General features: G+C 62.2%; 19 protein-coding genes and 1 pseudogene. 5 read left to right on the top strand and 15 right to left on the bottom strand.

Annotation, left to right across the window (positions count from 1 at the left end; translation table 11 throughout):
* Nucleotide 1 precedes the first annotated feature (1 nt).
* The 3 genes from H621_RS0103445 (at nt 2) to H621_RS0103435 (ending at nt 2589) form a co-directional block, all read left to right on the top strand.
* Nucleotides 2–1516, top strand: a complete 1515-nt coding sequence (locus H621_RS0103445) for an MFS transporter (protein ID WP_084167925.1) — start codon at nt 2–4, stop codon at nt 1514–1516.
* 77 nt (nt 1517–1593) lie between these two features.
* Nucleotides 1594–2148, top strand: a complete 555-nt coding sequence (locus tag H621_RS0103440; RefSeq protein WP_028942013.1) for a nucleotidyltransferase family protein — start codon at nt 1594–1596, stop codon at nt 2146–2148.
* A gap of 75 nt (nt 2149–2223) precedes the next feature.
* Nucleotides 2224–2589, top strand: a complete 366-nt coding sequence (locus H621_RS0103435; RefSeq protein ID WP_028942012.1) for a VOC family protein — start codon at nt 2224–2226, stop codon at nt 2587–2589.
* Here the strand turns inward: H621_RS0103435 and H621_RS26895 are convergent.
* Complete coding sequence (locus H621_RS26895) at nt 2547–3362, bottom strand: alpha/beta fold hydrolase (RefSeq protein WP_051270408.1); 816 nt, start codon at nt 3360–3362, stop codon at nt 2547–2549. The two genes, H621_RS0103435 and H621_RS26895, sit on opposite strands and share 43 nt — an antisense overlap.
* A 258-nt stretch (nt 3363–3620) precedes the next feature.
* Here H621_RS26895 and H621_RS0103425 point away from each other — a divergent pair, with 258 nt between their 5' ends.
* Complete coding sequence (locus H621_RS0103425) at nt 3621–5297, top strand: MFS transporter (RefSeq protein ID WP_028942011.1); 1677 nt, start codon at nt 3621–3623, stop codon at nt 5295–5297.
* Between the two features lie 95 nt (nt 5298–5392).
* Here H621_RS0103425 and H621_RS0103420 read toward each other — a convergent pair whose 3' ends face one another.
* From H621_RS0103420 to H621_RS0103400, 5 genes are all read right to left on the bottom strand, one after another.
* Nucleotides 5393–6553 (bottom strand): hypothetical protein, encoded by a 1161-nt coding sequence (locus H621_RS0103420; RefSeq protein WP_028942010.1) that lies wholly within the window; start codon nt 6551–6553, stop codon nt 5393–5395.
* Nucleotides 6554–6665: 112 nt separating this feature from the next.
* On the bottom strand, nt 6666–7874 hold the full coding sequence (gene gltS / locus H621_RS0103415) for a sodium/glutamate symporter (RefSeq protein ID WP_028942009.1): 1209 nt from the start codon (nt 7872–7874) through the stop codon (nt 6666–6668).
* A 47-nt stretch (nt 7875–7921) separates the two neighbouring features.
* The gene (hutG, locus tag H621_RS0103410) at nt 7922–8860 is read right to left on the bottom strand and encodes a formimidoylglutamase (protein WP_028942008.1); all 939 of its coding nucleotides are present in this window, start codon (nt 8858–8860) and stop codon (nt 7922–7924) included.
* A 19-nt stretch (nt 8861–8879) separates the two neighbouring features.
* On the bottom strand, nt 8880–9605 hold the full coding sequence (locus H621_RS0103405; protein WP_028942007.1) for an IclR family transcriptional regulator: 726 nt from the start codon (nt 9603–9605) through the stop codon (nt 8880–8882).
* A gap of 151 nt (nt 9606–9756) precedes the next feature.
* Complete coding sequence (locus tag H621_RS0103400; protein WP_028942006.1) at nt 9757–10068, bottom strand: NIPSNAP family protein; 312 nt, start codon at nt 10066–10068, stop codon at nt 9757–9759.
* A gap of 168 nt (nt 10069–10236) precedes the next feature.
* Here H621_RS0103400 and H621_RS29170 point away from each other — a divergent pair.
* Nucleotides 10237–10761, top strand: a pseudogene (locus H621_RS29170) (contractile injection system protein, VgrG/Pvc8 family); the annotation flags it as partial.
* Nucleotides 10762–11091: 330 nt separating this feature from the next.
* On the opposite strand, the gene H621_RS0103385 reads toward H621_RS29170, so the two are convergent.
* From H621_RS0103385 to H621_RS29165, 9 genes are all read right to left on the bottom strand, one after another.
* Nucleotides 11092–12576: an efflux transporter outer membrane subunit gene (locus tag H621_RS0103385; RefSeq protein WP_028942003.1), complete on the bottom strand. Its 1485-nt coding sequence runs from the start codon at nt 12574–12576 to the stop codon at nt 11092–11094.
* The gene (locus H621_RS0103380) at nt 12573–15680 is read right to left on the bottom strand and encodes an efflux RND transporter permease subunit (RefSeq protein ID WP_028942002.1); all 3108 of its coding nucleotides are present in this window, start codon (nt 15678–15680) and stop codon (nt 12573–12575) included. The genes H621_RS0103385 and H621_RS0103380 overlap by 4 nt, the downstream gene beginning before the upstream one ends.
* The gene (locus H621_RS0103375; RefSeq protein ID WP_028942001.1) at nt 15677–18778 is read right to left on the bottom strand and encodes an MdtB/MuxB family multidrug efflux RND transporter permease subunit; all 3102 of its coding nucleotides are present in this window, start codon (nt 18776–18778) and stop codon (nt 15677–15679) included. The genes H621_RS0103380 and H621_RS0103375 overlap by 4 nt, the downstream gene beginning before the upstream one ends.
* On the bottom strand, nt 18775–20058 hold the full coding sequence (locus H621_RS0103370; RefSeq protein ID WP_028942000.1) for an MdtA/MuxA family multidrug efflux RND transporter periplasmic adaptor subunit: 1284 nt from the start codon (nt 20056–20058) through the stop codon (nt 18775–18777). The genes H621_RS0103375 and H621_RS0103370 overlap by 4 nt, the downstream gene beginning before the upstream one ends.
* Nucleotides 20059–20253: 195 nt before the next feature.
* Complete coding sequence (gene tpx / locus H621_RS0103365) at nt 20254–20754, bottom strand: thiol peroxidase (RefSeq protein WP_028941999.1); 501 nt, start codon at nt 20752–20754, stop codon at nt 20254–20256.
* Between the two features lie 163 nt (nt 20755–20917).
* Complete coding sequence (locus H621_RS0103360; RefSeq protein ID WP_028941998.1) at nt 20918–22195, bottom strand: serine/threonine transporter; 1278 nt, start codon at nt 22193–22195, stop codon at nt 20918–20920.
* A 281-nt stretch (nt 22196–22476) separates the two neighbouring features.
* Complete coding sequence (locus H621_RS0103355) at nt 22477–23670, bottom strand: amino acid aminotransferase (RefSeq protein ID WP_028941997.1); 1194 nt, start codon at nt 23668–23670, stop codon at nt 22477–22479.
* Nucleotides 23671–23760: 90 nt separating this feature from the next.
* Nucleotides 23761–23988: a response regulator transcription factor gene (locus H621_RS26890; RefSeq protein WP_051270405.1), complete on the bottom strand. Its 228-nt coding sequence runs from the start codon at nt 23986–23988 to the stop codon at nt 23761–23763.
* Nucleotides 23940–24215, bottom strand: coding sequence for a response regulator transcription factor (locus tag H621_RS29165; RefSeq protein ID WP_084167924.1), 276 nt, complete (start codon nt 24213–24215; stop codon nt 23940–23942). The genes H621_RS26890 and H621_RS29165 overlap by 49 nt, the downstream gene beginning before the upstream one ends.
* Between the last annotated feature and the right edge of the window lie 161 nt (nt 24216–24376).

Here is a 24376-nt window from a genome sequence, read left to right as displayed (position 1 = left end):
GATGGGCATCGTCCTCGCCGCGCTCACTGAAGCAATCGCCAGCACCGTACTGGCTTTGGGACGCAGCGACATCATCGGCGATACCTACGCAACGCCCGATGAGTTCGCCTGGCTGGACATTGCTTACACCGCATTCAAGTTGATCGGTTTCATGACGGCACCCTGGTGGTTCAAGTGTTTCTACCCGCGGCACGTAATCCTGGCCGCAACCCTGATCATGGGCTTGGCGTGCGCTGGCGCCGCCCTTACCGCGCAACTGGAGCTGCTGGTGCTGCTGCGAGCGGTGCAGGGCTTTGCCGGCGCAACCGTGCTGGTCGGGGGGCAGGCCATCCTCTTTCGCACCTATGCCCGTGCCTACCAGCCCGTGCTTCAAGCCGTGTTTGCCATGGGCGCTGTGGTCGCCCCCGCTACTCTCGCGCCAGCCCTGCAAGGGTGGTTACTCGACAGCCAATCCTGGGTTTGGATCTTCTTCTGTGTAGTGCCCCTTGCCTTGATGGCGGCGGGACTACTCCTGTTCGTTGACGCGCCTGTGCCCCGCCGTCACCGCGCCCGGCATTTTGACTGGACAGGGTTTGTCCTGATGTCTTGCGGCCTGCTCTGTTTTACTTACGTACTCAGCCAGGGCAGCCGCTGGGACTGGTTTGAAGCGCCGCGGATCCTGTGGCTGACAATGCTCGGGACAAGTGCCTTGCTGGCGTTTGTCGGCCAGCAACTGCAGGCCGATGGCGAGTGTCTGCTGGACTTCACCCTGTTCAAGTCGAGTGGTTTTGCGTTCGCCTTCATTGTCAGCTTTGTTGCCGGTGCAGCCCTGTTTGGCAGCGCGTACCTGATCCCGGCGTTCGCCCTGTCGGTGCTCGGGTTCACCCCAACAGACGCCGGCCTGTTGCTGTTGCCCAGCGGTGCGGTGTTTTGCGCCGGGCTGCTGGTGTCGGCCTACCTGTTTCAAGCGCGCCGAATCGCGCCATTTGTCACCGTGCCCTTCGGCATCCTGATGCTCATGCTGGCGATGTGGATGTTGTCGGGTTCTACCAGCGAAAGCGGCAGTGACGACATGATGGCGGCCCTATTGTTGCGCGGCCTGGGGCTGGGCTTCCTGTTCCTGTCGATCACCTTGATTGCCTTCAGTCACCTCGGCAACCGCACCCTGGCCGCTGGCATCGGCCTGTTCAATACCGGGCGGCAGCTGGGAGGTTTGATGGGCGTTGCAGGATTGCAGACCCTGATCGATCACAACCTGGTCAACAATGCCGTGGTACTGGGGACGCACCTCATGCCAGGATCACCGGCCCTGTTCGAACGACTGTCGACCACCACGGCCTTGCTTGCCAGCAAGGGCCTGGATGCAGAGGCGGCAGGTCGGGCGGCGACTAATCTGTTGGGGCGGGTGGTGTCGGGACAGTCGATGGTGATTGCCTTCGATACGGCGTTTGTCGCGGTTGTCCTGCTGTTTGCCGTCGCGGCGCCTGTGCTGGTGGGGATCAAGATCGGGCTGGGGAAGTATGCCAATGGGTATTGATTGCAAATCATGCCTGCGCCTGCCCGGCACTTTGCGCTAATGTCGATCGCCAGAACTTCCCCAGCACAGGAATGCCCATGACATTGACTGCCGAACAACTGGTCAGCATTGCGATGACCAACCCGGTCAACGTTGCCGTCACCTCGCGCCTGCCCTCCCTGGGTCTGAGCCAGTGCCTGCTCACCGCGGGCTGCCTGTTCCAGGCAGTGTGGAACCGGCAAGCACAGCAGCCGGCCGGCTGGGGGATCAAGGACTATGACGTCTTTTACTTCGACCCGGACCTGTCGTGGGAAGCCGAGGATGAGGTGATCCAGCGCGCCGGGCCTCTGTTCCAGGACTTGGGCGTGAACATCGAGGTACGCAATCAGGCACGCGTACACCTGTGGTATGGCGAGCGCTTTGGCCGGTCTTATCCGCAGCTGCAGTCGGCCAGGGACGGAGTTGACCGCTACCTGATTGCCGGGACTTGCATTGCACTGGACCCGGACACAGGCGAAGTCTATGCCCCTTATGGCCTGGAGGATGTGTCGCACGGATGGTTGCGGATCAACCCCAGGAACCCGCAACCGGACCTGTTCGCGCAAAAGGCCAGGAGCTACCAATCCCGCTGGCCCTGGCTGCAGCTTGTGTAGGCGCGGGCTTGCCCCGCGATGCGGTATAACCGTCGGATCGAGCCCCGCTACTACATCACGCGCAAGGAGGCACCCATGAGTGCACAGGGAAAAGACCGTCAGATCGACAATATCGAATTCAATGTCAGCGACATCGCCCGCAGCAAAGCCTTCTACGGCAGTGCGTTCGGCTGGAGTTTCGTTGACTACGGCCCGACTTACACCGAGTTCAGCGACGGTCGACTTTCCGGCGGGCTCACCACTGGCGAGCCCGTGCGACCGGGCGGTCCGCTGGTAATCCTCTACGCCGATGACCTGGAGCAGACCCAGCTAAGGCTAAAGGCCGCCGGCGCCACCATCAGCCGCGAGACGTTCGCGTTCCCGGGCGGGCAACGCTTTCACTTCATCGATCCGGATGGCTATGAGCTAGCGGTCTGGTCGGCAGCCGGGACTACCGGCTGATTCGTCGGCCACTCCTGCAAAAACGCCCCGATCATCGGCACCAACCACTCGGTCCGGGCTGTCACCTGCAGGTGATCGGTGCCTGGCAGCACCACCAACTGCGCCTGCGGCAGCAGCCTGAACAGCTCCACCGCATGCTCTGGCCGTACCACATCCGAATCTCCCACCACGATCAGGGTCGGCGCGGTGATACCGCCAATCACTTCTGGGGCAATGTCCTGGAACTCGCGCATCCGTCGCACCGCCTTGTCGTGCATCAGTTGCAGGTGCCCAGGCTCTGGTGCCACCGCCAGGTAAGCCTGCTGCAACGCCTCGGGCATGGTCTGGAGGCTGGCGGAATCGATCAGTTCCCATAGCCAGGTGTAGGCGCCAGCGCGGCTGACCAACGCCGAAGCCAGCATCAGCTTGCGCACTCTCCGGGGGTGCCTGATCGCCACCAGGGCGGCAATGGTGCCGCCATTGCTGAAGCCAAACAGGTCTGCCTGCCCGATACCCAGATGGGCCAACAGTCCCGCCGTATCATCAGCTGACTGCACGAAGCTGAAGGCCCGCTCAACGATGTCGGCGGTATGGCCGTAGCCCTGCTGTTCAAAGGCGATGACCTGGCGCTCGGCCGCCAGCGCCGGGAGGAGCTGGGCGAAGGAGGTCTCGATGGTGTCGCCACCGCCATGCAGCAGTATCAACGGTGGTTGGTCAGCCTGGTGCTCGCCGTGGATCTCGTAATAGAGGTGCAAGCCGTTTACGGGGGCGTAACCCGATTGTGGGGTGGTCATGATCGAGTGCTCGGGCTGGAGGGATGTATCTGGTCGAACGGGTGGAAGGGAAATCGACAAATCCAGCGCAGGGCAATCCCGCGATCTACCGCCTGTGAGCAGTCGACACACCCGAGTGGATATCTACGCAAACCTGATTATGCTTCAGCATGTGTTCAATATTTGCGCAATCGGTAGTCCAAGACATCAGCCCCAGGGCCTGGGTGCGGCAATATCGATGAGGTGCTCCGGCCTACAAGAACAAGACGGAGAACACTAATGGCGGCAATCGACAACACAACCTCAGGCAGCGCACCCAAACGCGGGATCACCCGGGAGGAGCGCAAGGTCATTTTTGCCTCCTCCCTGGGGACCGTATTCGAGTGGTATGACTTCTACCTCTACGGCTCCCTCGCCGCGATCATCGCCAAACACTTTTTCGCCGGTGTCAACGAAACCACCTCTTTCATCTTTGCCCTGTTGGCTTTTGCCGCGGGCTTTGCCGTACGCCCATTCGGTGCCATAGTGTTCGGCCGCCTGGGCGACATGATCGGGCGCAAGTACACCTTCCTGATCACCATTGTGATCATGGGCGTGTCCACCGCGATTGTCGGTCTGCTACCCAGCTACGCCACCATTGGCGTGGCGGCGCCGATCATCCTGATCACCCTGCGGCTGCTGCAGGGCCTGGCGCTGGGTGGCGAGTACGGCGGGGCGGCGACTTATGTGGCCGAGCATGCGCCACAAGGCAAGCGTGGCTACTTCACTTCGTGGATTCAGACCACCGCGACCCTGGGGCTGTTTCTGTCACTGCTGGTGATCCTGGCGTGCCGGACAATCCTCGGCACCGAAGCCTTCGAGGCCTGGGGCTGGCGGATCCCGTTCCTGCTGTCGATCCTGCTGCTAATCGTATCGGTGTACATCCGCCTGCAACTGAGCGAGTCGCCGGTGTTCCAGAAGATGAAGGCCGAAGGCAAGGCCTCCAAGGCACCGTTGACCGAGTCCTTTGCCCGCTGGGACAACCTCAAGATAGTCATCATGGCCCTGCTTGGCGGCACTGCCGGCCAGGCGGTGGTCTGGTATACCGGCCAGTTCTACGCACTGTTCTTTCTGCTGCAGATGCTCAAGATCGACCCACAGACCGCCAACCTGCTGATAGCCGGCTCGCTGTTGATCGGCACGCCGTTCTTCATCCTGTTCGGTAGCCTGTCCGACCGTATCGGCCGCAAGGGCATCATCATGGCCGGCTGCGTCCTCGCCGCTCTCACCTACTTTCCGATCTTCCATGCGCTGACCCAGTACGGTAATCCGGATGTGTTCACCGCCCAGGAGAAGAACCCGGTCACGGTGATTGCCGATCCCAACCAGTGCTCGTTCCAATTCGACCCGGTAGGCAAGGCCAAATTCACCAGTTCCTGCGACTTGGCCAAGAGCGTGCTGGCCAAGCGGGCCATCCCTTACGAGAACCAGAAAGCAGAACCGGGCGCGGTGGCGCAGATCCGTATCGGCGAGAACGTGGTGCAGAGCTTCGAGGGGACCGGGATGCCGGCTGCCGACTTCAAGGCCCAGAACGATGCCTTCGCCGTAACCCTGGGCACTGCACTCAAAAATGCAGGCTACCCGGAGAAAGCCGACCCGGCCAAGACCAACTACCCGATGGTGCTGTTGCTGCTGACCATCCTGGTGATCTACGTGACCATGGTGTATGGCCCGATCGCCGCGTGGCTGGTCGAGCTGTTCCCGACCCGCATCCGCTACACCTCGATGTCTCTGCCCTACCACATCGGCAATGGCTGGTTCGGCGGTTTCCTGCCGACGGTGGCGTTTGCCATGGTGGCGGCCACCGGGGATATCTATTACGGGCTGTGGTACCCCATCGTCATCGCGGTAATGACGGCCATCCTCGGCACCTTCTTCCTGCCTGAAACCAAGGACCGCGAGATCAACCAGATCTGAAGCTATGGCCTTGTCGCCGGCCGAGCCCGCTCTTGCGAGAGCTGGCTTGCCCGGCGACAAGGCCAGTGCAGCCTGGCTATCTCGTGGTGTCTGAATTACGACCCGCCCTGAATGTGCATCAGGTGCAACAGGTGCTCGACGATTTTCCCTGACGATACATCCGATGCCGCGCCCGGCTTGCGGGCCTCGCGCGGGGTGATACCCCGGTAGTAGATGTCTTGCAGACGAGGCAGCGCTCCCGCTCGAGCGTACCTTGCGGTGGTACAGGGTGCAGTCCTTGAGAGCAGCAGGCACAGAATCACCTTCTCGCGCAGGCTCCCGCGCGGTCGCTTGTCACCGGCACGGGCCATGGCCTCGAACAGTTTGTGCATGTAACACGAGAGGTGGAACACATCATCCTCATCCAGGGCGTGCCCCCGGCTGATGGCAACGTCGACCTGGCAGCTGAAGCGTCTGTGCTTTTCAATTTCCCGTTGTGCCCGCCCAGGGTGCAGAAAGTTACCCGCAGCCTCGATGACGTCGGCCTGCACGCCGTGTACCACGAAATCGAATCGCTGCTGGCCATGGCCGTCGTCTTCGCCAGACCGGCTGTGGTACAGCTCGATGGGCGGCAGCGATTTGTCTGCCTTGTCCGTTATCTCCTGCAACTGCACATCGAGCGTGAAGCCCAATGCATCCAGGTGAGACAGCGCCTGGCCGATAATCTCGCCGATACGCCGGCGATAATCGCGGTTGAACTGCCCCTGCTGCTCGAAAATAGCCCCTTCGACTTCGTTGATGTCCCAGAGGATTTCGTGCAGGTGCGCACAGGTATCGAGGTACCAGTAACTGAGTTGTGCTGGCAGATCGCGTGACCATGCCTGCTCGGCTGCGGCTGCAGTTTTGGACTGCTCGTCTCGCAAAGCCTGCAGTTCGGCCTGCAGTTGCTCGATCTGCTGCTGGTAGCCCTTGACAGTGATTTGATGCTGCTTGTCCTGAGCCTTGAGGCTCTTGGCCAGGTCAGTGGTGGCAGTCAGGCTACTGAACTGGGTTTGCCCCGGGGTCGCCAGAAAACTGGCTACCGGCACGCGCGCGCCCTGCCCCAACACCTGGTCACACCACTTGGCAAAGGTCATGCCTTGCGCAGCCTTCACCGACACGACCGCCTTCAGCGCCCGGTCCAACTGAGCCTCCTGCAGCGCGGAGAAATCCGCCAGCACGCCATATTTGCTCAGCACACTCAGCTGCGCCATCCGGGCCTTTTTCTCTGCACTCAACGCCTGCTCTCCATGACCGCCCCAACGGCAGGCACTCGCCTTCCGTCCATTGGGCGAGAGCATGCCAGCAGGCAAGGCAAAGTGCCGGCAGTGGAGCAGTTGCCTTTAACGGTCAGCTGAAGGCGTTGATGAACCAGGTAATCAACGGCAAGGCCACAATGTCGATGAGCACCGCACCACACAGCGGCACGATGATGAAGGCCTTGTAGGAGAACACTTTGTAGTGATCACAGATCGCGCCCATGTTGGCCACCGCGTTCGGTGTGGCACCCAGACCATGCCCCATGTAGCCCGCGCACAGCACCGCCGCGTCGTAGTTGCCGCCAAACAGGCGGAACAGCACGAAAATGCACAGCAACACCATGATCACTACCTGCACCACCAGGATCATCAGCAACGGCAGGCCCAGTTGTTCCAGTTCCCAGAACTTGAGGCTCATCATCGCCATGGTCAGGAACATGCCCAGGCTGATGTCGCCCAGGGTACTGACGGCGTTGTCGGGAATCTCGATCACCCGGGCACGATCGTTGAGGTTGCGCAGGATGATGGCGACGAACATTGCCCCGACATACACCGGCAAGACGATGCCCAGGTGTTCCTTCAAGGCGTCGCCGATCCAGAAGCCCAGCACCATGATCACCAGCATGCAGGTCAGCAGGCGCAGCAGCACCGGTGCATCGAGGGTGACACTCGGCGACTCGTTGGCTTTTTCCAGGGCTTGCAGCGAGTCGACTTTGTCGGCCTGTACCACCAGCTTCTTACGGTCGATCAGATAGCGCGCCACCGGGCTGCCCAGCAGGCCGCCGGCAACCATGCCGAAGGTGGCCGACGCCAGCGCCGCCGTGGTTGCCCCGACCGTACCGAGGTTTTCGGCGATCGGCCCGAACGCGGCGGCCGCACCAAAGCCCCCTTCCAGCGACACGGCACCGGCCATGATCCCCAGCAATGGGTCAATGCCCAACGCCTTGGCCATGCCGACGCCCACCAGGTTCTGCAACAGGGCCAGGCCCCAGCAGGCACCCAGGTAGATGAACAGGATCTTGCCACCCTGGCGCAGCAGGCCCAGGCTGCCACCGAGACCGACAGTAGTGAAAAATGCCACCATCAGCGGCGTTTGCATGGCGGTATCGAGTTTGATATCCAGTAGCTGCTGGTCACGCAGCAGCCATACCACCAGGGCGAAACCAAAGCCGCCAATCACCGGCGCCGGTACACAGAGTTGGCGCAACCAATAGCTGTGCTTTTTCAGTTGTGAACCCATCGCCAGCAGCAGGAGCGCCAGGGCAACGGTCGTCAGTGCATCGAGTTGCAACGTCAGCATGGTTAAACACTCTTGTTTTTATACTTGGATTAGTGGGGTTGTTGGGCTCAGTCAACCAGGCTCGCCAGTAGCCGCGCGCCGATACGGGCGGTACGTTGATCCTGGTCCAGGCCTGGGTTGAGTTCGGCGACATCAGCCATGCGCAACTTGCCGCTGGCCTTGGCACGCCGGGCCAGGTGCTCGACCACCATCAGATCGACGCCGTGGGCCGAGGGTGCGCTGACGCCTGGGGCCTGGCTTGCCGGTAGCACATCCAGGCACAGCGTCATGTACAAGTGGTCGATGCCATTGAGGAATTCATCGACAACGGCCTCGATGGCCGCAATGTTCCAGGGCTGCATCTCGCGGTCCAGGCAATAGCGCACGTTCAAGCGCGCAGCCTGGTCGAACAGGGCCTGGGTATTGTTTAGCTCGCTCACCCCCAGGCAGCAGTAGTCGAAGGCCATCCCAGCTGCTTCGCAATACTCGGCAATCTGCCGGAAGGGCGTGCCGGAGCTGGCGTGCTCGGCATGACGCAGGTCGAAGTGAGCATCGAAGTTGAGAATGCCAATACGCGGCTGCGCTTGCTGGCTGCGCAAGTGCTGGGCCAGGCCAAGAAAGCTCGCATAGGCGATTTCGTGGCCGCCACCCAGGCCCAGGGGCAAGTGGCCCTGGTCGAGCAACTGGCTGACGCGCTTGGCATAGGCCTGCTGGGCGCCCTCAAGGTCAGTTCCCGTGCAGACAACGTCGCCGCTGTCATAGAGCGGACGCTGGCCACGCCAAGCCAGATTGGCCAATGCCTTGCGCAGTGCGGGTGGCCCCAGGCGTGCGCCACTGCGGCCCTGATTGCGGGTGACACCCTCGTCACAGGCCAGCCCGACCAGCGCCGTTCCGGGCGGCTGTGCGCGGCTGTAGGCCTGCACCCACTGGTGCCAGCGCAGTGCCGACGATCCCTCGCCAGCATCAATACGGCCCTGCCAGACAGGCATGGCAAGATTTGCAGTCATGCGGGTACTCCTGGTTGATTCAGTCCAGCCGCGCACCGACGCGCAGGGCGACCTCACGGGTCCAGCGGGTCAAGCGGTCGCTGTTGTGCTCGGCGCGAAACGCCGGCGCCATCAGGCTGATTGCGCCGTGCAGGCGGTCGCGGCTGTCGAGGACCGGGGCGCTGACACCCCAGATACCATCGTCGATTTCACCCAGGCTGACGGCGTAGCCCTGGGCACGAATGGGGATGAAGCTCTGGCGATAGACCTCATAGCCCTCGGCATCCACGCCAAGCGCCTGAAGAATCGCCTGGCAACGCTCGGGCTCCATATGCGCCAGCAGCACTCGCGCCGAGGCGCCGACCAGCAGTGGTTGGGCCAAGCCTTTCTGATAGCAGCAGCGCAGTGGCTGCACGCTGTCGATCAACTCGATACAAATGGCCTGGCCATTGCTGGGCACCATCAAGGCCACGCTCTCCTGGCTGAGCTCGGCCAGGCGCTTGAGCTCGGGCTTGGCAAGCGATACCAGCAGCGCTTCGCGATCGAACTTCTTCGCCAGCTGCAAACAGGCAGGTCCCGGCAGGTAACGGCCGTGGCCGTTGTCCTCGGCCAGCCCCCACCGCAACAACGTTTTCAGATGCCGATAGGTACTGCTCAGCGGTTGCTGCAGCTGCAGGCTCAACTCCTTGGCCGACACGGCTTCGTTGGCCTGGCCGAGGGCGACGAGAATCTGCAGCAGGCGATCAGTCGGGGTGGTGTAGTTCATGTGTGCTCCTTGCGAACATGGTGCACAGAGTTTTCCCAGAGGATGAAACTGGATTCCCAGTGAGTGGGAAATTACTTGATTAAAGCCGACGAGAGGTGCCTGGGCGCCCCTCAACGAAAGGCCGCCGACGAACGTCAGCGGCGGGCGGGGCTCATTTCTTGCCAAATACCGGCCGGAAGAACGAACGTTCATAGCTGAGGATGCACCGGGTGTCCTCTGCGTACTGGAACGCGGCGATGCATTCAGGGTCGTTCATCGAGTCCTGGCGGTAACGCTCGTACTCGGCGAGGCCTGGAAAGGTGAACATCGCCAAGGCAATGTTGTTGGCGCCTTCGCTGGGCAGGAAGTAGCCGTGGTGCTGACCGCCGAAGCGCTCTACCAACGGGATCCAGAGTGTGCCGTAGTGTTCGAACTCGGCCAGTTTGTAAGGGTCCAGGACGTAACGTAGATAGCAGGTGACCATAGCTGTGCTCCTGTTGGTTTCGGGTAATCGCAAACGCCTATCCTCGCAGGTGGCGCATAAAACAAAGAAGCGAAATTTCCCACGCCAACTTAGGACCTTCCGGGAACGACTTACCTCGACGCAGCCTATAAGGTTCATGCCCTTGCCCCCTACAGGACAAGGACTTCCCTGCCGCGCCAGTCAGACCTGCGCTTTACCTTCCAGCCCCTGGCCAGCGAGGCACAGTTCGAGGTCATCGACTTCGACCTCGAAGAAGGCCTGTCCCAACCCTTCAGGCTTGCCCTCACGCTCTCCAGCCATGACCCCGACATCGCGTTCGCCGGCCTGCTCGACAACCCCGCGCGCTTCACCCTCTGGCAGGGCGAATACGCCGTGCGCCATGTCCACGGCCTGGTCAGCCGCCTCACCGTCGGCACCAGCGGCTTTCGCCGCACCCGCTACCAGGTGCTGGTCGAGCCCACCCTGGCACGCCTGGCCTTGTGCTCCGACTGGCGCATTTTCCAGGCCCTGAGCGTGCCGCAGATCATCGACAAGGTGCTCGGCCAGCACCGCATCTTCGACCGCAAGCTCATCACCACCACCACCACCACCACCACCACCACCACCACCACCTACTCGCCCCGTGAGTACTGCGTGCAGGCCGGCGAAACCGACCTGCAGATCCTGGCCCGCCTGGCGGCCGAAGAAGGCTTGCTCTCAAATGGGCCGCAGGATTTACCTGAGCCTCCCCCCCTCCAGCCTCGTCTGTCTCGCCGACAAACTACCTTTCGCCGATTTCATGAATGGCGGCACTCGTTTCGCAGCAGCTTGACCAGCACACGAGGCAAGTTGTGGGCCCCCATCATGGTTCCGCTTCGGTTGCTCTGGCTGATCTGGGATGTCTTTCCGGAATGCCTGGCCGAATTCATTCAGTACAACGTGCCCTACACCACCTTCCCCCGCGCTATCGACGAGCTCTGCGGCTTTGCGGAAAAGCGCAAGCCCGTCATTCGCGTCAACGGGAAGATTGTCGACCGGTAACCCTCAAGGCGCCTCGGCAAACGCTGCCTGCGCGTCCCATCCTCCACCCAGTGCGGCAATCAACTGCACACTCGCCACCAGACGCCCCTGCAACAAGTTCAGCACACTACGCTCGTTGCTCAGTGCAGTGGTCTGTACATTGACCACGTCCAGGTAGGCAATCAGGCCAGCCTTGTACTGGTTATTGGTCAGGCGCAACGACTCGCGCGCCGAGTCCAGGGCTTCGCTGCGAATGCGGGCTTCGTCTTCGTAGACCTTGAGTTGCACCAGGTAGTTTTCCACTTCCTTGAAGCCGTCGAGCACGGCCTGGCGGTACTGGGCCACGGTCTGGTCATAGACCGCTTCACTGCGGTCGACCTCGGCTGACCGCTGGCCGCCGTCGAACAGGGTCATGGCCAGTTGCGGGCCAACCGACCAGAAGCGGTTCGGCAGGCTGATCCAGTCGTTGAAGCTGCTACTGCTGTAGCCGCCACTCATGCTCAGGGTCAGGTCGGGGAAGTAGGCGGCCCGGGCGACACCGATGCTGGCGTTGGCCGACATGACTTTGCGCTCGGCCGAGGCGATGTCAGGACGGCGTTCCAGCAATTGCGATGGCAGCGCCAGCGGCACCTGCGGCAGTGCCGGGATGTCCTGGCTGTCGGCCAGGGCAAAGCCCGCCGGCGCCTTGCCCAGCAGTACCGCGATGGCGTTTTCCAGCTGGGCACGCTGCCACACCAGGTCGACCAGGTCGGCCTGGGTGGTCTTGAGCTGGGTTTGCGCCTGGGCTACCGCGTCCTTGCCGGAGACACCGGCACGGTACTGGTTTTCGGTCATGGTCAGTGAGCGCTGGTAGGCCAGGACGGTGGCTTCGAGCAGGCGCTTCTGTTCGTCCATGACCCGCAACTGCAGGTAGTTCTGCACCAGTTCCGACTGCAGGCTCAGGCGAATCGCCGCCATGTCGGCAAGGCTCGCCTCGGCACTGGCTTCATTGGCCGCCAGGCTGTCGCGCAGCTTGCCCCAGAGGTCGGCTTCCCAGCTCACACCGAGGGTGGTGCTGTAGGTGTTGCGAATACCACTGCTGTTGTTGCTCAGGCTTGAGCTGGAGCTGCCAGTCCCCTGGCTTGAACGGTTCTTGCCGGCGTTCAGGTCAAGGCTTGGAAACAGTGCGCCACGGGCACTGCGCACCAGGGCCTGGGCCTGACGGTACTGGGCCTCGTACTGGGCGACGGTCTGGTTGCTGGCATTGAGCTCGTCAACCAGGCCATTGAGCCGTGCATCGCCATACAGCTCCCACCAGGCGCCACGCGCCAGGGCGTCCGACGGATTGGCCTGGGTCCAGCCGGCAGCGTGCTTGAACTGCACTGGCGTGGGACTCTCGGGCCGATGGTAGTCCGGACTCAGGGTACAGGCGCTGAGCATGGCCAGGCACAGGCTGGAGGCCAGCAAGCGTGAACCCCGGGCGCCGAGCAGCTGCAGCGTGCGGTTGGAAAGGGTCGGACGTCGGGTCATAGCGGGGTTTCCAAAGCAGCGTCGGTGCGCACGCCACGCCAGTGATTGAAACGATGGCGCAGGCGGTCCAGATAGAGGTAGACCACAGGGGTGGTGTAAAGCGTAAGGACCTGGCTGAAAACCAGCCCGCCAATGATGGTCAGACCCAGCGGCTGACGCATCTCGGAGCCCTCGGCATGGCTGAGCAACAACGGCAAGGCGCCGAGGATCGCGGCCAGGGTGGTCATCAGGATCGGCCGCAGACGCAGCAGGCAGGCTCGGCGGATCGATTCCTCCGGGCTCAGTTGATCGTGACGCTCCAGTTGCAAGGCAAGGTCGATCATCATGATCGCGTTTTTCTTTACCACACCGATGAGCAGGAACAGCCCGAGCAGCGAAATCAGACTGAACTCGCTGCCCACCACGTACAGGGTGAGCAAAGCCCCGACCCCGGCCGATGGCAGGGTCGAGAGAATGGTCAGCGGGTGGATGTAACTCTCATACAGAATGCCGAGCACCAGGTACACCGCGAGCAAGGCTCCGAGGATCATCCACGGTTGCCCTTCCTGGCTCTTGGCAAAGGCATCGCCTGTACCGCCCACCTTGGCGATCACGTCCTCGGGCAAGCCGACCTTGGCCACGGCCCGCTCGACCGCAGCCATGGCCTGGTCCTGACTGTAGCCCTCGGCAACATCGAAGTTGATGTTCTCGGAGGCAAACTGGCCTTCATGGCTGACACGATCATCGGCCAGGCTGTTCTCGTAGTGGGCAAAGGTTGACAGCGGTACCCGGGCACCCTCTGCGGTGATGACCTGGACCTGCTCCAGGGTGCGAGGGTCCTGGGCGTACTTGGGATTGACCTCCATCACCACCTGGTACTGGTTCAGGCTGTCGTAGATGGTCGAGATCTGTCGCTGGCTGTAGGCATTGTTGAGCACCGAGGTCACCATGCTCATGTCGATGCCCAGGCGCTTGGCCTGCTCACGGTCGACCACCAGAGTGATCTGCTCGGTGCCGCCGCCTTCGCGGGCATCGATGGCGGTCAGCTCAGGCAATGCCTTGAACGCGGCGACCACTTTCGGGTACCACTCACGCAGGGCTGACAGCTCGCTGCTTTGCAGGGTATAGAGGAACTGCGAGGTGCTCTGGTCGCGACCGCCGCCAAACTGCAGGTCCTGGTCGGCCATCAGGAACAACCGCCCTCCCGGCACCTTGGGCATCTCTTTGCGTAGCCGCTCGATGATCTTCTGCGCCGACTCCTTGCGCTCGCTGATCGGTTTCAGACGCACCAGCACCATGGCGTTGTTGGTGCCGCTGTTGCCGCCGATAAAACCTGCCACGCTCTGCACCGCAGGGTCCTTGAGCAAGGCGCGCCGATAGATTTCCATCTTCGGCTGCATCACCTGGAACGACAGGCCGTCATCGCCACGCACAAAGCCCATCAACTGGCCGGTGTCCTGCTGCGGCAGGAAGGTCTTGGGCACCACCACATACAGGGCGATGTTGACCGCGATGGTCACCAGCAGGCTCAACAGCGTCAGGCGTCGGTGGCGCAAGACCCAGTCCAGGCTCCGAGCGTAGCTTGCCATCATGCGCTGGTTGAGTTGCTCGCTCCAACGCTGCAGGCGGGTCTGCTCACCCTCGGGGTGGGCTTTGAGCCAGCGGGCACAGAGCATCGGCGTCAAGGTCAGGGAGACTACCAGCGAAACGATGATTGCCGCTGCCAGGGTGATGGAAAACTCGCGGAACAACGACCCGACAATGCCACCCATGAACAGGATCGAGACGAACACCACCACCAGCGAGAGGTTCATCGACAGCAACGTGAAGCCGACTTCCTTGGCCCCAAGGTAGGCGGCGCGCATCGGTTCCACACCTTCATCGATATGCCTGGAGATGTTCTCCAGCACCACGATGGCATCGTCGACCACCAGTCCCGTGGCAAGGATCAATGCCATCAGCGATAAGTTGTTCAGCGAAAAACCACACAGGTACATCACTGCAAAGGTGCCCACCAGCGAAACCGGTACCGCCAGGGTCGGGATAAGCGAAGCACGCAGGTTGCCCAGGAACAGGAACACCACCAGCACCACCAGCACCACAGCGATGATCAGGGTGTGCTCGGCTTCCTTGAGGGTCGCAGTGATCACTGGGGAGCGATCCATGGCCACGTCCAGCTTGACGCTGGCCGGCATCAGCGACTCAAGAGCCGGCAGCTGCTCCTTGATCTTGTTCACCGTCTCGATGATGTTGGCGCCGGTCTGACGGTTGATCACCAGCAATACCGCTTGCTGATCGTTGAAAAAGCCACTGTTGTAGCGGTTCTCCACCGCATCGCTGACCTTGGCCACATGGCTCAGGCGCAGCACTGCGCCGTCCTGGTAGCGAATTACCAGGGGCTCATAGTCCTTGGCCTTTTCCAACTGATCGTTGGCTTGTACCTGCCAGTTGCGCTGGCCGTCTTCGATAAAGCCCTTGGGCCGGCGCTGGTTGGCGTTGGCGATGGTCTGGCGCACGTCGTCCAGGGCCACGCCGTACTGGTTGAGCAACTGCGGCTCGAGCTCGATGCGCACTGCAGGCAGGGAGCTACCGCCGATCTGCACCTCCCCTACCCCAGGCACCTGCGACAGGCTCTGGGACAGGATGGTCGAGGCCAGGTCATAGAGCTGGCCCTTTTGCAGCACGCTGGAAGTCAGTGCCAGCACCATGATCGGTGCCTGGGACGGGTTGAATTTCTTGTAGGTGGGCATGCTGCGCATGCCGCTGGGCAGCAAGTTGCGCGAGGCGTTGATCGCTGCCTGCACCTCGCGGGCCGCCGCATCGACATCACGGCCCTGGTCAAACCCCAGGATGACCCGGGTCGAACCTTGGCTGGAACTGCTGGTCAGCGTCGTGACCCCGGAAATCGCGCCCATGGAGCGCTCCAGCGGGGTCGCCACCGTCGAGGCCATGACCTCAGGACTGGCACCGGGCAGGTTGGCCTGGACCACGATCACCGGAAACTCGATCTGCGGCAGCGGCGCCACTGGCAGCAGGCCAAAGCTGACACCGCCCAGCAACATGATCGCCAGGCTCAGCAGCATGGTGGCTACCGGCCGGCGGATGAAAGGTGCGGACAGGTTCATGGCTGGGCCTGCACCACGGTGTCAGGCTGACGGCGCCAGCGACGGGACAGGCGGTCGAAGTACAGGTAGATGACCGGCGTAGTGAAGAGCGTCAGCACCTGGCTCACCAGCAATCCACCCACCATCACCAAACCAAGCGGCTGACGCAGCTCGGCGCCGGAACCGGTGGCGAGCATCAACGGGATGGCGCCGAACAGCGCCGCCAGGGTGGTCATCAGGATCGGCCGGAAACGCAACAGAGCCGCCTGGTAGATTGCCGTCTGCGGGTCCACGCCCTGGTTGCGTTCGGCTTCCAGGGCGAAGTCGATCATCATGATCGCGTTCTTCTTGACGATGCCGATCAATAGAATGATGCCGATGATGGCGATCATACCCAGATCGTTACCGGTCAGGATCAACGCCAGCAAGGCACCCACGGCGGCCGATGGCAGGGTCGAGAGAATGGTGACCGGATGGATGTAGCTCTCGTAGAGCACACCCAGCACGATGTACATGGTCACCACCGCTGCCAGAATCAGCAGCAAGGTGCTCGACAGCGAGGCCTGGAAGGCTTCGGCAGCGCCCTGGAAGCGAGTCTGCACGCCGACCGGCATGCCGATCTCCTGCTGCACCTGCTCGATCACCTTGACTGCCTCGCCCAGGGCCACGCCCTCGCCGAGGTTGAACGACATCATCACCGCCGGGAACTGGCCGATATGGGCAATGGCCAGTTGTGCCTGGCGTTGCTCGATGCGCGCCAGGCTCGACAGCCGTACCTGGCCGCCATCCGTGGCCTTGACGTGGATCTGCTCCAGTACCTGCGGCCCCAGTGTGGACGCCGCTTCTGCCTGCAGCACCACGCGGTACTGGCTGGCCTGGGTATAGATGGTCGAGATCTGCCGCTGACCAAAGGCGTCGTACAGCGCGTTGGTGATGTCGGCGACATTGATGCCCAGACGGCTGGCAGCGTCACGGTCGATCACCAGGAATACCTGCAGGCCCTTGTCCTGCAGGTCGCTGGCTACGTCAGTGAGTTCCGGACGCTGCTGCAGGGCATCGACCAGCTTGCCGCTCCACTGCGCCAGCAACTCGGCATCAGGCGACGACAGGCTGAATTGGTACTGGGTGCGGCTGACCCGGTCTTCGATGCTCAGGTCTTGCACCGGCTGCATGAACAGGCGAATGCCGATCAGCTTGTCGACCTCCGGCTGCAGGCGGGCAATCACCTGGGCCGCCGTGAGGTCACGCTCGCCATGGGGCTTGAGGTTGATCAGCAAACGGCCGCTGTTGAGCGTGGCATTGTCGCCATCGACACCGATGTAGGACGACAGGCTCTGCACTGCCGGGTCCTGCAGGATGATCGCACTCAGCGCTTGCTGGCGCTGGCTCATGGCCGCGAACGACACCGACTGCGGCGCTTCGGAAATGCCCTGGATGACGCCGGTGTCCTGCACCGGGAAGAAGCCCTTGGGCACCACCAGGTACAACAGCACAGTCAGGCCCAGGGTGGCCACCGCCACCAGCAAAGTCAGCGGCTGATGCCTGAGCACCCAGGTAAGGCCGCGGCCGTAGTAGTCGATCATCCAGTCGACCCAGGCTCCGCTGGCACGGTAGAACCGGCTCTGCTCTTCAGGCTTGGGCTCGCGCTTGAGCAAACGCGCGCACATCATCGGCGTCAGGGTCAGCGAAACTACCAGTGAAATCAGGATGGCCACCGCCAGGGTGATGGCAAACTCACGGAACAGCCGCCCGACCACATCGGCCATGAACAGCAACGGGATCAGCACCGCGATCAGCGAGAAGGTCAGCGAGATCAGGGTGAAGCCGATCTGCCGGGCGCCCTTGAGCGCGGCCTGCATCGGCGTCTCGCCCTCCTCGATATGCCGCGAGATGTTCTCCAGCATGACGATGGCATCGTCCACGACAAAACCGGTGGCGATTGTCAGGGCCATCAGCGTCAGGTTGTTGATCGAGAACCCGGCCAGGTGCATGACGGCGAAGGTGCCGATCAGCGACAGCGGTACTGCCACCGAGGGAATGATGGTGGCGCTGAAACGGCGCAGGAACACAAACGTCACCATGACCACCAGGGCAATGGCGATCAGCAACTCGTGCTGGACGTCCTTGACCGAGGCGCGGATGGTCTGGGTACGGTCGGTGAGCACGGTGACATCCAGGCCCGCCGGCAGGTTGTCGGTGATCGACGGCAGCATGGCCTTGATCCGGTCGACCACCTCGATAACGTTGGCCCCCGGCTGGCGCTGGATGTTCAGCAGCACCGCCTGGTTCTGGTTGGCCCAGGCCGCGAGACGCTCGTTCTCGGCGCCGTCGACGATCTCGGCAACATCCTTGAGGCGCAGGGGTGCGCCGTTGTTGTAGGCCAGGATCAGGTTGGCGTATTCCTCGGGAGAACGCAGCTGGTCGTTGGCATCGAGCATCGACACCCGGGTGGGGCCGTCGAAGTTGCCCTTGGGCTGGTTGACGTTGGAAGCGCCGATCAGGGTGCGCACATCGGCCAGGTTCAGGCCCGCCGAGGCCAAGGCATCGGGGTTGACCTTGATCCGTACCGCCTGGCGCTGGCCGCCGGCGATGCTGACCATGCCGACACCGCCGATCTGGGCGATTTTCTGCGCCACCCGGGTATCGACCAGGTCATTGAGCTTGGGCAGCGGCATGGTCTGGGAAGAAATGGCCAGGGTCAGCACTGGCGTGTCGGCCGGGTTGACCTTGTTGTACACCGGGGGCGCCGGCAGGTCGGTAGGCAGCAGGTTGGTGGCAGCGTTGATGGCTGCCTGCACCTGCTGCTCGGCCACGTCCATGTTCATGTCCAGGCTGAAGCGCAGGGTCAGCACCGAGGCGCCGCCAGAACTGGTGGAGGCCATCTGGGTGAGCCCGGGCATTTGCCCGAACTGGCGCTCCAGGGGCGCGGTGACCGCACTGGTCATCACCTGGGGGCTCGCACCTGGGTAGAGGGTCATGACCCGGATGGTGGGGTAATCGACCTGGGGCAATGCCGCTACCGGCAGCAGTTTGTAGGCGATCAGGCCGGCCAGCACGATGGCCAGCATGCTCAGGGTGGTCGCCACCGGGCGCAGGATGAACAGCCGCGAGAGGTTCATGCGCCAGCCTTGCCCTGGGTGCCCGGGGTGATGGCGGCGTCCTTCTTGTCCTGGCCCTGCAGGTGCTGGCCAGGGGTCACCGGTACTTCGGCGCTGTCGTTGACCACTTCAACATCGCTGCCGTCGCGCAGACGGTCAGTGCCTTCGAGCACTACCCGCTCACCCTTGGCCAGGCCTTCGAGGATCACCGTATGGTCGCCATCGCTGGCACCCAGCTTGAGCGGACGAATACGTACCTTGTTCTCCCCTTCCAGCACATACACGAACGAGCCATCGGTGCCGAACTGGATCGCCGCCGAGGGCGCCAGCACTACATCTTTGAGGGTGTCGGCCAGCAGGCGCACGTTGACGAACTGGTTGGGGAACAGCGCTTCGTCCTGGTTCTCGAAATAGGCCTTGAACTTCAGGGTGCCAGTGGTGGTGTCGATCTGGTTGTCGAGGCTGCGCAGCACGCCGAGCGCTTGCTGCCGGGTGTCGCCACGGTCCCAGGCTTCCACCGGCAGCTTGGCGCCGCTGCGGTAGCGCGCCAGCACGGTGTTGAGTTCAGATTCGGGCAATGTGAACGCGACGGTGATCGGCTGGGTTTGGGTGATCACCACCAGGGCGGTGGTGTCATTGGCCGCCACCAGGTTGCCGACATCGAGCTGGCGCAGACCCAGGCGCCCGGTGATCGGTGCGCGAATGCGGGTGAAGTCCAGGTTCAGCTTGGCGTCGCCGACGGCCGCCTGGTTGGTCTTGATCGTGCCCTGGTACTGGCCGACCAGTGCAACCTGGGTGTCGAGCGTCTGCTTGGCGATACTGTCTTCGGTATACAAGCCCTTGTAACGCTCCAGGTCGATCTGGGCGTTTTTCAGCTGCGCCTGGTTCTGCGCCAGGGTGCCTTCGGCTTGTTGCAGGGCGTTCTGGTAGCTGCGCGGGTCGATCTCGGCGAGCAGGTCGCCGCTCTTGACCTTCTGCCCTTCCTGGAAGTTGACCTTGACCAGTTCGCCGCCCACCCGGCTGCGCACATTGACGGTATTGGTCGCCGTCACCGTGCCCAGGGCCTTGAGGTACACCGGGAAGTCGCCCACGGTTGCCGGCTCCACACGCACCGGCACCGGCCCGCCAAAGGCGCCAAACCCGGGCCGCCCGCCCTTGCCTCCCGGCGCACCGGCTGCCTTGTGGGCGGCTGGCGACGGCCACAGCCACCAGCACAGGCCGGCGACCAGCAGCAGGATCAGCAGGCCGACAAGCCAGCGACGAGAGGAACGGGAACGAGAAAGCATCGGGTGATCGACCATTGTGCGGATAGGAATTCTTTTGAGGAGGCTGAACGATAAGCACTGCGGGCAGATAAGCAAAGCGCCTTTACCGGCAATTTACCTTGGCTTACGTTGGTAAGACGATGAAGTTTAAATAAAAACGGCCTGGACAAGGTCCAGGCCGCAACAACTCTTACAATTTGGCAGCTTCGCAGGCTTGCCCCGCGATCGGCCTTACTTCAGTACAGCCAATGCTGCATCGTAGTTCGGCTCGTCAGCAATTTCGCCCACCAGCTCAGCGTGCAGCACCTTGTCGTTCTCATCCAGGACCACCACGGCGCGGGCAGTCAGGCCGGCCAGCGGGCCATCGGCGATGGCAACGCCGTAGTTCTCGATGAACTCGCGGCCACGCAGGGTGGACAGGTTCTGGACGTTTTCCAGGCCTTCAGCGCCGCAGAAGCGCGCCTGGGCGAATGGCAGGTCGGCCGAGATGCACAGCACCACGGTGTTGTTCAGTTCAGCGGCCTTCTTGTTGAAGGTGCGAACCGAGGTAGCGCAGGTTGGGGTGTCGACGCTTGGGAAGATGTTCAGCACTTTGCGCTTGCCAGCAAGGCTTGCCAGGGTCACGTCAGCCAGGCCAGCACCAACCAGGGAAAACGCTGGAGCCTGGGCGCCGACTTTAGGCAGATCGCCTTTGACCTGTACCGGGTTGCCTTTGAGAGTCACTTGAGCCATGAGCTGAGTCCTTATGCGGGGGTGAGTAAAGGACCAGAGTTAATCATGAAAGTGCCCGGGCACCTATGGGGGAAAGTTAAATTGTTGCATTGCTAGACAATTTTTGTGGACAAACCAGTCATCCGAAAGCAGACAATCCTGCTTCCGGAGGGCCACTTCATCATCAGCTGAGCAGCGAGTACACCAGCGCAGAGATCGCCACCAGGCCTACGGCAACCACAAAGACGTTGGACATCTGCCCGCTGTACTTGCGCATGGCCGGCACCTTGCGGATGGCGTACATCGGCATCAGGAACAGGATCGCCGCGATCACTGGGCCACCCAGGGTCTCGATCATGCCCAGGATGCTCGGGTTGAGGGTGGCGACTATCCAACAGATCACCAGCATGAATGCTGCAGTCATGCGGTCCAGAGCCTTGGCACCTGGGCGCTTGCCGGCCTTGACGATCAACCCCTTGAGGCCTTCGCTGGCACCGATGTAATGGCCCAGGAACGACTTGGCAATGGCAATGAACGCAATCAATGGCGCGGCAAAGGCGATGGTCGGGTTGCTGAAATGGTTGGCAAGGTACGACAGAATCGACAGGTTCTGCGCCTTGGCTTCGGCCAGTTGGCCGGGCGTCAACGTCAGGACGCAACTGAACACGAAGAACATCACCATCGCCACCATCAGCAGATGGGCACGGCACAGGATCTGGCCGCTGCGCTCATCGGCGTGCACGCCATAGCGGCGTTTCTGGTCGACGGCAAAGGCCGAGATGATCGGCGAATGGTTGAACGAGAATACCATCACCGGAATGGCCAGCCACAACGTGTGCAGGAAGGCCGAACCCGACGGCAATTCGGTAGCGGTGGTAAGGATCCCGCCGCTCCAGTGCGGAATCAGGAACACCGCCAGAAAGGCCAGGGCGACGATAAACGGATAGACCAGCAGGCTCATGACCTTGACGGTGGCCTGCTCGCCACAGCGAACGATGGCCAACAGGCCCAGGATCAGCACGAACGACAGCACCGCGCGCGGTGGCGGCTCGATGTGCAACTGGTGCTCCATGAAGCTGCCCACGGTGTTGGTCAGCGCCACGCTGTAGATCAGCAGGATCGGAAAGATGGCGAAGAAGTACAGCAAGGTGATCAGGGCGCCCGCCTTGATGCCGAAGTGCTCTTCGACAACGTCGGTGATGTCGGCCCCCTCGCGCCCGGAGAGCACGAAGCGGGTCAGGCCCCGGTGAGCGTAGTAGGTCATGGGGAAGGCCAACAGGGCCAGAATCAATAAGGGCCAGAAGCCACCGAGCCCGGCGTTGATCGGCAGGAACAGGGTTCCGGCGCCGATGGCTGTGCCGAAAAGGCCCAGCATCCAGGTGGTGTCCTGACGGGACCAGTTGCCGAGGGCAACGGGGGTCGATTCGAAGCGTTGTTCAACGCTTTGGGCCTGCTCGTTCATCCGGGTGCAACTCCACTCGCAAACTGCAACAGGGCTGAGAGCAGCGAGCCAGAGGCCTCACCACTGCTCAACCATACAAAGAAGGGCGCGATTGTGCGCCCATTGGTTGCACTTGCAAAGTCTTGACCGAGGAGCGGTTGCACCTTTTACAACTACAAAAGCAAATGTGGGAGCGGGCTTGCCCCGCGATGGGCCAGCCCAGACGATACAGGTGTATTGGCTGAACCGAACTCATCGCGGGGCAAGTCGAGACGTCGCACCGCAGCTCCCACCCACAGGGATCATTGAACCGCAGCAATCGCCTCGGCTACTTGCTGCAGATTGTCCGGACGCAGGCCCGACATGCACACTCGGCCGCTGTCGATCAGGTACACACCGAACTCGTCACGCAGGCGACGCACCTGCTCGACGCTCAAGCCGGTGTAGCTGAACATCCCGCGCTGGCTCAGGAAGAAGCTGAAGTCCTGGCCCGGCAGCAGCACGGCCAGGGCATCTACCAAGCCCTGGCGCATTTCCAGGATGCGCAGGCGCATCTGTTCCACTTCGGCCGCCCACTGGGCATTGAGCACGGCGTCGCCCAGTACGGCCGCAACCAGTTGCGCGCCGAAGTTGGGCGGGCTGGAGTAGTTGCGGCGTACGGTGGCCTTGAGCTGGCCCAGCACGCTCTGCGCGGTATCGGCATCGTCACACACCACCGACAAGCCCCCTACCCGCTCGCCATACAGCGAGAAGATCTTCGAGAACGAGTTGCTGACCAGGCACGGCACACCGGCACGGGCCACTTCGCGAATGGCATAGGCATCTTCGGCCAGGCCTTCGCCGAAGCCCTGGTAGGCGATATCCAGGAATGGAATGAGGTTGCGCGCCTTGACCACCTCGATCACCTGTTGCCATTGCGCCTGGCTCAGGTCGACGCCAGTGGGGTTGTGGCAGCACGGGTGTAGCAAGACGACGCTGTTGGCCGGCAGGGTGTTGAGGGTTTCGAGCATGCCGTCGAAGTCCAGGCCACGGGTGCCCTGGTCGAAGTACGGGTAGGTATTGACCTTGAACCCTGCACCTTCAAAGATCGCCCGGTGGTTGTCCCAGGTTGGATTGCTGACCCACACCTGGGAGTCCGGGAAATAGCGTTTGAGGAAGTCGGCACCGACTTTCAGCGCACCGGAGCCACCGACCGTCTGCACGGTGGCAACGCGCCCGCCCTGCACGGCGGGATGATCAGCACCGAACAGCAGCGCCTGGATCGCCTGGCGATAGCTGTTCAAGCCTTCCATCGGCAGGTACAGCGAGGCTTCGTGAGGCTGGCCGGCCATGCGCCGCTCGGCTTCGCCAACCGCTGCCAGCTGCGGAACCACGCCTGCGGCGTCGTAATACAGGCCGATACTCAGGTTGACCTTGTTGGCACGAGGGTCGGCCTTGAAGGTCTCCATCAGGGACAGAATCGGGTCGCCGGCATAGGCATCGACATGTTTGAACACAGCGTGCAGCTCCTTGGGTCTGGGCAAAACGAAAAAGACTGTGCCGAGGATACCTGTAGCCGCGCCGAAGCAACATGTCCGTTGGTGCAACTAATCTGTGCATCCCTGCATGTCGCGGGCCGTACTCGGCCAAGGCAGCCAGCCTTGGGTGAAGGCAAGGTACAACAGCGCACAGACATTGGCCGTCGATGTCTTGTCGAGCATGTTGCGCCGATGCGTACGCGCGGTCTGGTCGCTGATACCCAGCGCACGGGCAATCTGCTTGTCGCTCAGCCCCTGGGCCAGGCAGCCAAGCACGTGCTGTTCACGTGCAGACAACGGCGTTGGCAACCTTGGTTGCCCGGCCTCAAGGTCGGGGCTGAGGCCAGGCACAGATAGCGCGCCACCAACGCACTGGCCCTGCCGACCTTGAGTTTGGCGTGCACATTCTCGCGGTGTTTGCGCGCCGTAGACAGGGCGATGAACAACCGCTGGGCGACCTCCCGATCAGTCAATCCTCGCGCAACCCACGACAGCACTTCGGTTTCCCGGTCGCTCAATCGCATGTTCTGTCCTTGAACTGTTCACTGCCGCGCGATGGCCTGCCGGCGCCTGAAACCCAAGCCTAGGACCTGCCAAGGCACTGTCAAGGCTTCCCCGGTTGGTCCTCTTTACATACCGCATTTGCCGAATGTTCCTACGCCATCGACGGACAGATCATTCAACT

Source organism: Pseudomonas vranovensis DSM 16006 (assembly GCF_000425805.1).
Lineage (GTDB): Bacteria > Pseudomonadota > Gammaproteobacteria > Pseudomonadales > Pseudomonadaceae > Aquipseudomonas > Aquipseudomonas vranovensis.
This window is presented reverse-complemented; position numbering and strand designations above follow the sequence as displayed.